Below are 6,458 nucleotides of genomic sequence, written 5' to 3'. Positions count from 1 at the left end.
GAGTAATTCACCGCCGCGGCGGTGAAGAAGCTCGTGATGTGCGCCAGGGCGAGTCCGGAGCCGCGGCTCATGAGGAATTGAAACAGCAGCGCGTCTATGGCGACGCTCAACAACCCAACCGCGGCAAAGCGGCCGGCGGCACCGGCCGGGACGGTGCCGCCGGCCAAGGTTATGAGGCGTTGCAGGTAGGTCCACTGCGGGCGGACTGATAATTTGGAGGTGCCGTGGGTGCGATGGGTGCCATGGGTGCGATGGCGAAAGCGGATGGGCACTTCCACGACCCTGAGTTTGCCTTGGCCGGCCATGAGCAGTTCGAGCAGGAGTGCATGGCCGTGTGCGGGTTCGGCAATGGTGGCGGTCAGTTCCCGCCGGAAGGCGAAATATCCCGAGGTGGCGTCGTTTACGTCGCAGAGGGGGCGGGCAAGCCAGTTGGCGAGGCGCGAGAGCCATCGGCGCGGCAGGGGTTCTCCTTCGGTGCTGCCGCCCGCTACGTAGCGGCTGCCGATGGCGATGTCGCAGCTTCCGGCCAGTATGGGGGCAATCAGGGCGGGCAACCGTTCCGGCGGGTGGCTCAGGCCTGCATCCATCACGACGATGATATCCCCGCGCGCCGCTGCCGCGCCAGCCAGGATGGACCGGGTGAGACCGGGTTTTTCCCGGCGTTCGATCAGCCGTACATTCGCCCGTTTTTCCCAGGCACGCACTTTGGCGGGCGTGCCGTCGCTCGAGTTGTCGTCAACGACAATGATCTCGAAGTCCTCCGGCAGGTCAAGCTCGTACAGGCGCGTCAGCAAGGGGTCGATGCTGTCGGCCTCGTTGAACGTGGGGATCACTATGGAAACTTGCGCCAAGGTTACCTCTAAAAATTGATCAGCAGATTTGTCTTATCCGTAATCCGATATCGTTGACATTCGATGAAGATATGACGAGCCTCAATCGGGGCATTTACTGCGCTGCATCCTGTGAGGTCGAACCAGACAACGGTTTTCTCTCAGTCTCAGCGTGTGAGCCTGCGGATTTTACTCCTGGCTCATCAGTCCAACTGAGGATTTTCCCACGGTCAGGGCGATGCAAATTCATGACGGGTAAGCTTTGGAATCACTCTACTTTTTTTCTGAGCAGCGTGACGTCCGTTTCGCAGCACTTTTTTGAAATTAAAAATCTCAGGAGTGGGCACAAGATGAAAGGGCAGCGATAGGATGAGAAAGGCGATGCGAAGGGTCGGCTATTTGGCAAGCACTTGGCGAACTCAGGAAAACAGACGATATGTCCATTAAACCCGAGGCCCGCTCCATTTTGCGCGAATCAGGGCGCGTTACGTCAACAGACCTGGTATTGCGACCATCGTAAAGACTACCAAGATGCGACTTGTCATGCGCTGTTATGGCACTGCCATCCGATTTCGCCAGCCCGGCTGGTGCTTCGATTGCCTTAAGCGCTTATTCCACCTTCCTTGTATAAACCTAAATCCGGTAGTTGACCGCTCATCTGATAGATCAATGTTATGATTAATAACAATATTTCATATTATTTGACGCTCACCTTACGGGTGAGGTCGCTACGGGGAGAATTGCACAGTTTTTGTGGCACATTGCTGCGTTGCAGCTTCTTGGAATGGAACGGCGCCCCGAAGCGTCGCCCGAGGGACCCCGCGCAGCGCAGGGGATGCCGCGATCGCGTTCCACACGCAAGGGGGCGCCCGCATCCCGCTTCGGGGTCGCACCTTCCTGTGGAAGGCACTGCTCCGCCCTGCGCGGTCGCATTCCGCGTCGTTGCGCCTTGCCCTGCACCCCAAAAACCGTACACTTCACCCCGTCCAACTACCGGATTTAGGTTAAATCATTTTACAAGGCCGGCCTGGCGATCAGCATAGTAATGTCGGACGGGATTCAGCTTATCGTCAAGTTCGTATACCAGCGGCCGCCCTGTGGCGATGGATAGCTTTATTAGCTGGACGCTGGACAAATCGTCCAGTTGCATCACTAGTGCACGCAAAATATGCTTGTGAGCTACGATGAGAACCCGCTTTTCCTGTCGAATTTCCGGCAGAATTACCTCTTCCCAGTAGGGTAACACCCGCAAGAGGGCTTGCTGCATGCTCTCAGCAAGGGGCAATTCCTGCTTGTCGATATTCGAGTAGCGCTGCTGATTTCCCGGGAACCGCGCATCACAGGGGTCGAGCGGCGGCGGCCGTGCATCAAACCGCAACTGGGAGCCGAGGATGGGCCAGACGCCAAATTTCCTGATCGCCTTCAGAGGATCGATCCCTTCCAGCGCGCCATAGTGTCGTTCGTTTAGACGCCAGCTCCGCCGTACGGCCGATTCATCGACCCCCATCGCTCTTAATACGATACGCAGCGTCTCCGTAGCCCGCTGGAGTTCCGAGGTAAAACATATATCGAACTTATATCCCGCCTCCCTGAGCAGACGGCCAGCTTGCTCGGCCTCCTGTTCACCTCGTGGCGTCAGGGCAACGTCATTCCAGCCGGTAAAACACCCATCCCGGTTCGAGATACTTTCCCCGTGCCGCAACAGAACGAGTTGTGTCATACGCCGGTTTACCTGTCCAAGCCAGATAAGTGGTAGTTGATGCTGGAACTTGGCGTTGCAAAAGGGCGCATGCTCTCTATTTTTCGTTCGTAGACGTCGAATCTGAAGTGGTCGCTGAGTATATACAATCTTAGTATGGACAGCCATGGGTAAAATGCTGTCAAAAGGCTAATGGACCCAAAATAAATATTGATAAAAAACCGAACCGTAGAGTCCCAGATTGGGGCGTTCTACCGGATCGCCAGCAGGGGGCCTTCTGATAATAAATACCACTGATTGGTTTCAGGAATGCATGAATGGGTCATGTTTTAGTCAGGATGGGCCCCGGCATCAAGGAGTGTCCTTGCCGGAGCGATGCTCAAAGAATGCAGCGTGTGAGAGATCACCCAGTATGGCTGAGATTTCTTGGACAAAGGGACAAAGCAATGAAAACCGGGGCCGCATATTATTTTTTGCCCCAGCAGGAAACGGTATGATCGATAATGAGACGGTTGGTTTCGGCATCGATATCATAGGTCCGGTTGAAATCTGGAGCCCCTGGCCAACCGGAGTCGATAAATTCCCTGGCATTGAAATACTTTGTTTTCGCATAACGAGGGATGACATGGAAGTGCACATCCGGATCGACCATCATTAACATCAGGTAATTCAACCGGTCATAATTGAAGGCCTTGGCCAAGGCAGACTCTAGTTGTGATATTACTTCGTGAAGCTCAGTAAAGCTTTCCTGGCTAAGTGCCGAGAATGAGCGAACTGGCTCATGAGCGGCTAAAATCAGGGAACCAAGCGTTAGCTGGGCTGGACGCAACATGACGCTCCAGTACTGATATTGATGAATTATTGTTTGTGGTGCGCCAAACTTCCGCATGGTTGCGTTAAAGACCGGCATATCCGGCGGCGGGGTATTGATAATCGAAGAATCCATAAGATTTGATAATTGATGGGTTTCGTCCGGCTGAGTTCAAATCAATTGTTTAGCGGCATCGCTTGCAGGATCGATACGAAACATATCGGCACAATCAGCTGTTTTGTGCAATGACGCTGGGAAAGTCATATAGTGTTGCCGGCATACCGATGAGGCAGGGTTGAAATTGACCGCATATGCCGGATTTCGCGCTTTTCCGCATGACGAATGGTGGTGTGCATACATCGGCTGAAAGATTTTTTTTCTGGATAATTCTGCCGCTATAATCTTCATCTTCCAACGTGTTCCTCCTTCGGCGATTATCAGCAGTCTCCACATTGATGCATTGATACCCTCTCGAAAGTGCACCCTATCACCATGCAGTATATACGGCTATTAGCAGATATTGCCATTCGCCCCCGCCGGTCCAACGTTTAAGCTAAATAAAATCAAAGAGAATATACTCAAGATGTCTTAGTCCAAACGGACTATTTGTCCCGCTATGGTAAAGGGTTATTTTATTACCTGGTATTGCTGGTGCGGCGACGTATCACGCAAATAGCTGAAACCTTTAGAGAGCCTCTGAACAAAACTATATCTTTTTGCAGCATGTCATCGCCTCTTCTTCATATTGTTGGTTGATTATCATACAAGAGAATTAAATAAGGATCTTGGAGGGTATGTGATTTACTGTCCTTCTTGACAGCCTGCCTGTGGATATGAGGACTCATGAAGATTATCAATAGTTTCAGCATTGACAGGATTACCCGGGACTTGAGTGGCGCGATGTGGATTCTTGCGCGACTGCCGGAGGATAACTCGGCGGCGACGGCTATCCACCGATGCTTCCAGCATGAGGTCTGGCGTGAGATCAGGCCCCGCGATCGTCTGGTAGCGTGCGTGGCTCTGCCGTTCGTCCCATTCGTGGTTGCTGCGCTGGTAATGGTGTTTACTACGCTCAACGGAGGCGCCATAAAGAAGCGGACAGGAAAGGGAATCATTCGGCAAATCCTGGAGCAGGTCGGTCTTGCGGCCCGGTTTGCGATCCTGTCTCCCTGGTACTATATCTTCGAACTGCACGACGACGATAAGAGAAAGCATGCGGGTGAGTACCTGAATCGGCTTGAAACAAAAGCCGGGCTGTACCTTTTTTTGCGCGACCACAATGGTGGACTTTCAATCCCCCCGGAGCGGAGCACAATATGTATAAAAGATAAAGCACGTTTCATGGCCCGCTGCCGTGAGTTCGGAATCAAGACTGCGCCCGTCCTCCTGAGTGTGGAGAAAGGAGAGGTCACGGCGGTCGATTGGAACGGACCGGGCCTGCCCGAGATCGATCTCTTCGTGAAGCCGCTGTATGGACAAGGGGGGAAAAATGCCACGCGCTGGAATTACCTGGGTTCAGGGAAGTTCCGGCGCAATGATGGCGAAGTCGCTACTGAGGATCAAATACTTGAGGGTCTGCGGAAAGCCTCATGGCAGAATGCTTTTCTGGTGCAACCGCGACTCGTAAATCACCATGAGATCGCCGACCTCGCCAATGGTACGCTGGCGACTGTTCGTGTGATGAGTTGTCGTAACGAGCAAGGCGGATTCGAAGTCACCAACGCGGTTTTTCGCATGGCGCGGAATAGTGCCGTCATTGTCGACAATTTCCACGCCGGCGGAATCGCGGCCAACGTGGATATCCACACCGGCGAACTAGGAAGAGGCGCCTGCGGGGCATGGGGAGCAACTGCCGATGGCTGGTATGAGCGGCATTACGAAACGGACGCCCAGATACTGCAGCGTAAGCTTCCGTGCTGGCCCGAGCTGATAGAGCTGGTGCAATATGCCCACGGCAGCGCCTTCTCCGATCAGGTAGTGATTGGTTGGGACGTCGCCCTGCTCGATAATGGTCCGTGCCTGATCGAAGCCAACAAAGCACCGGACCTGGACATTATCCAGCGGATCGGTAATGGCCCCGTAGGTAACGAACGGCTTGGGAAACTCCTGGCGTTCAACTTGAGGCGGACTGTCGAAACCAAGTATGCCCGCCCGGGAGTATGTTGATATTCGCCTTGGGATTTGGCGAGGACTATCGTATCGCCTTTCGGCATCGAACGACACGGAGAAGATTCACGCACGTGAGCTGACGTCTTTCGCAGACGCCGCCGGTCGTACCTGACTATTCACCCGTAATAAGTTCAGCTTGCACAGATGGGTTCCGCAGGGTTCCATCCCGCTCTGTTCCGCTGAAAAGCGCTTCAGCCCGTGCCAGATCCGCGGCGAAATCAATTTCACACCAGACGTGCCCGGATACGGAACAAGCCTTGACCACTTGTTTATCGGCCAGGCCGTCAATGATGTTTAGATACCAGAATTTAAGCGCAGCTTGATGCCGAAGTGCATTCTCGACCGCGCTGCGGAACAATTGCGGTCCACGATCCCGAAAAAAAATAAGACCGATGGACTCGGCGTCGGTCTGAGCCGCGGATAAAGTTTTGCTCACGTGCTTGACCCATCCTCTTTCATCCAGCTGGACTTTCATGTCGTCCGCATCATAAGCGGATTTGTAATCCACCCCGAGGGTAATGGGAGCGGGATCCGAGTTCAGCACCTGCGCCAGCACAGCCTCATCAAAAATAGTATCCCCGTTCAGGAGCAGAAAATCGCGATCCATCACAGAACGTGCAATCCAGCAACTGGCCAGGTTATCGGCAACCTCAAAGAACGGATTAAAAATCGTACCGACCTGCGCGTGATTTGCGTAACGCCGTTGCAATTGAGCTTCAACCAGGTTTGACTGAAAACCGGTGACGACAGTGATTTCGTCTATGCCCGCTGCCAGTAAGGCATCAATCTGCCGCTCAATAATGGATTTGTCCGAGACCGGCAAAAGACATTTCGGCATGTTTTCAGTCAGCGGCAACAGCCGCCGTCCCTGGCCGGCGCCAAGAATAATCGTCTTAGGCTTTTTTTCTTTACTGCCCGTCATATTGGCTGGTCTTGGGGGATTTCAAAA

6 protein-coding genes are annotated in these 6,458 nt (G+C 53.5%); 1 reads left to right on the top strand and 5 read right to left on the bottom strand.

The features are described 5' to 3' along the window. The 4 genes from BLP78_RS01155 to BLP78_RS01140 all read right to left on the bottom strand — a co-directional run. On the bottom strand, nucleotides 1-851 hold an 851-nt coding region (locus BLP78_RS01155; RefSeq protein ID WP_176752747.1), incomplete at its 3' end, for a glycosyltransferase. Nucleotides 852-1,839: 988 nt separating this feature from the next. Continuing rightward, nucleotides 1,840-2,550, bottom strand: coding sequence for a 2,3-bisphosphoglycerate-dependent phosphoglycerate mutase (locus BLP78_RS01150; RefSeq protein ID WP_090455508.1), 711 nt, complete (start codon nucleotides 2,548-2,550; stop codon nucleotides 1,840-1,842). 445 nt (nucleotides 2,551-2,995) lie between these two features. Next, nucleotides 2,996-3,439, bottom strand: coding sequence for an HIT family protein (locus tag BLP78_RS01145; RefSeq protein WP_176752746.1), 444 nt, complete (start codon nucleotides 3,437-3,439; stop codon nucleotides 2,996-2,998). A 72-nt stretch (nucleotides 3,440-3,511) separates the two neighbouring features. Continuing rightward, on the bottom strand, nucleotides 3,512-3,748 hold the full coding sequence (locus BLP78_RS01140) for a hypothetical protein (protein ID WP_143002858.1): 237 nt from the start codon (nucleotides 3,746-3,748) through the stop codon (nucleotides 3,512-3,514). Nucleotides 3,749-4,183: 435 nt separating this feature from the next. On the opposite strand from BLP78_RS01140, the gene BLP78_RS01135 reads away from it, so the two are divergent. Continuing rightward, nucleotides 4,184-5,506, top strand: coding sequence for a sugar-transfer associated ATP-grasp domain-containing protein (locus BLP78_RS01135; protein WP_090455502.1), 1,323 nt, complete (start codon nucleotides 4,184-4,186; stop codon nucleotides 5,504-5,506). Between the two features lie 115 nt (nucleotides 5,507-5,621). Here the strand turns inward: BLP78_RS01135 and BLP78_RS01130 are convergent, their stop codons facing one another. Continuing rightward, nucleotides 5,622-6,431 carry a phosphocholine cytidylyltransferase family protein gene (locus BLP78_RS01130; protein ID WP_176752745.1) on the bottom strand — a complete coding sequence of 270 codons (810 nt, stop codon included), beginning with the start codon at nucleotides 6,429-6,431 and terminating at the stop codon, nucleotides 5,622-5,624. Nucleotides 6,432-6,458: the final 27 nt, after the last annotated feature.

The sequence above is a fragment of the Nitrosospira sp. Nsp1 genome (assembly GCF_900100985.1).
Taxonomy (GTDB): domain Bacteria; phylum Pseudomonadota; class Gammaproteobacteria; order Burkholderiales; family Nitrosomonadaceae; genus Nitrosospira.
Note: the sequence above shows the minus strand (reverse complement) of the source record. Positions and strands in the feature narration are given on the sequence as shown.

Coding starts and splice junctions, on each gene's coding strand:
- BLP78_RS01150 (WP_090455508.1), bottom strand. CDS start 2,550: ATGACACAACTCGTTCTGTTGCGGCACGGGGAAAGTATCTCGAACCGG.
- BLP78_RS01145 (WP_176752746.1), bottom strand. CDS start 3,439: ATGCCGGTCTTTAACGCAACCATGCGGAAGTTTGGCGCACCACAAACA.
- BLP78_RS01140 (WP_143002858.1), bottom strand. CDS start 3,748: ATGAAGATTATAGCGGCAGAATTATCCAGAAAAAAAATCTTTCAGCCG.
- BLP78_RS01135 (WP_090455502.1), top strand. CDS start 4,184: ATGAAGATTATCAATAGTTTCAGCATTGACAGGATTACCCGGGACTTG.
- BLP78_RS01130 (WP_176752745.1), bottom strand. CDS start 6,431: ATGACGGGCAGTAAAGAAAAAAAGCCTAAGACGATTATTCTTGGCGCC.